We start from the raw sequence: 2,104 nt of genomic DNA, 5'->3' as shown, positions 1-2,104 counted from the left end.
ATGCGCCGCATTGCGAAGCGGTGCCGCCGCCTCGCTATGTACTCGATGTCATGCCGCTTATTGCCGACGAGGTGATTGCGCGTTTCTATGGATGCGGGTCGCCCATTCCCCCGGCGCTTGAAGGTGCCACGGTGCTCGATTTGGGGTGCGGCTCGGGTCGCGATGTGTACGTCCTATCGAAACTGGTGGGTCCGACCGGTCGCGTAATCGGCGTGGATATGACTCCTGAGCAGCTGGAAATCGCCGAGCGCTATCGCGATTACCATGCGCAGAAGTTCGGGTTCGAGAACTCCAATGTGGAGTTCCGCCTGGGCTACATCGAGGATTTGGCGGCTTGCGGCATTGACGATGAATCAATCGACGTGGTGGTATCGAATTGCGTTGTTAACCTGTCGCCGTTCAAGGATATGGTGATGGCGGAGGTCTATCGCGTGCTCAAGCCGGGCGGAGAGTTGTACTTCTCGGACGTATATGCAAGTCGGCGTTTGCCGCAAGAGCTGCGCGACGACCCCATACTGCATAGCGAATGCCTGGGCGGCGCAACATATGCAGAGGATTTTCGCCGTTTGATGGCAGATGCGGGATGGCCGCATTTCGTATGGACGGTCGACAATCCCATGAATGTGGGCGATTTGGGCATTCAAACACGCGTTGGCTTCACGAGTTTTCGGAGCCGCACGATCCGCGCCATCAAGTGCACGGGACTCGAACAGACCGAAGAAGACTATGGACAGCAAGCGACGTATCTGGGCGGCATGCCCGAGATGCCGCGTTATTTCGATTTCGATTCCGAGCTGCGTTTCATCAAAGGAAGACCGCGCGCGGTAAGCGGCAATACGGCGCGCATGCTGGAAGCGTCGCGCTATGCGAAGTACTTCGGAATCTCGAAGGCGCGTCTCCATCGCGGGGCATTCGATGCCGAGCGTGCTCAACAGGCGTTTGAGGTGCGGCTCGGAACGCGTAACGTCGATTTGCAGATGCTGCAGGATGCCTACGAACGTGCTAACTACTACACGTTTGAGGAGCGCGTGGGCGAACCGTCGCTGCTGCAGACGCACGAGCATCAGGCGACCATGCAGGTGAACATCACGTATGCATGCAATCTGGCATGTCGGCATTGCTATCTGGAATGCACTCCAAAGCGCACGGAGCACATGTCGCATGAGACGCTCGAAGCTTGTCTGACAGCGTTCGAGGCGGGCGGTTTCGAGACCATGGATGTCACCGGCGGCAGTCCCGAGCTGCATCCCGAGTTCGAGTGGTTCTTGCGCGAGGTGGCGCAGCGGGCGGGCTGGGGCAACGTGATCGTGCGCACGAACCTGACGTTGTTGGAGAAGCCCGAGTATGCGCCGCTTATGGACGCGTTTGCGCAGGAAGGCGTTCATGTGATTGCCTCCTTGCCGTTCTACGATCCCAAGGGGACTGCTTCGCAACGTGGCGACGGCGTGTTCGAGCGAGCTATAGACGCCATCCGCAAGCTGAATGCGCTCGGTTATGGCAAGGCGCATCGGGAACCCGATAGCGCTCAAGGGGAAAATGACAGCGCGAAGCCGCTCGTTCTGGATCTGGTGTATAACGTTGCCGGACCGTTTCTGCCGCTGCCGCAGGACATGATCGAGGCATCTTACCGCAAAGTGCTCGAACGTGATCAAGGCGTATGCTTCGATGGTTTATTCGCATTCAACAATTGGGCATGCGGGCGCTTTGCGGCAGACCTTCTGGATCATGGCATGTTCGATGATTACCTGGCCCTTTTGGCTGACAATTTCAACACGCTGGCCATTACGCGCCTGATGTGCCGCGATATGGTGAATGTGGATTGGGATGGGCGTTTGTACGATTGCGAGCCCAATCATGTGCTGGGATTGCCCATTCAGATTCCATCGGGCGAGGATGACGCCATGCGCGATGCGACGATCTTCGACATGCAGGAAGGCCAATTGCCATCGCGCCGGATCCGCACGAATCCGCTGTGCTATAGCTGCGCGGCAGGCTTCGGCAGCTCTTGCGGCGGTGCGCTCATATAAGCAAAAAGACCGAATCGAACGAATGTAATGAGCAAAAGGGGAGTGTCCCTTTTTGCCCCAGTGCGGCTAGTCTTCGG

General features: G+C 57.8%; 1 protein-coding gene. It reads left to right on the top strand.

Annotation, left to right across the window (positions count from 1 at the left end; genetic code table 11):
- The coding region (gene arsS / locus AC04P6_RS02775) for an arsenosugar biosynthesis radical SAM (seleno)protein ArsS (RefSeq protein WP_475565065.1) at nucleotides 1-2,027 on the top strand (2,027 nt) is incomplete at its 5' end.
- Nucleotides 2,028-2,104: the final 77 nt, after the last annotated feature.

Source organism: Denitrobacterium sp. (assembly GCF_056180635.1).
The sequence above is the reverse complement of the archived record's forward strand: the minus strand, read 5'-3'. Positions and strand labels throughout refer to the sequence as shown.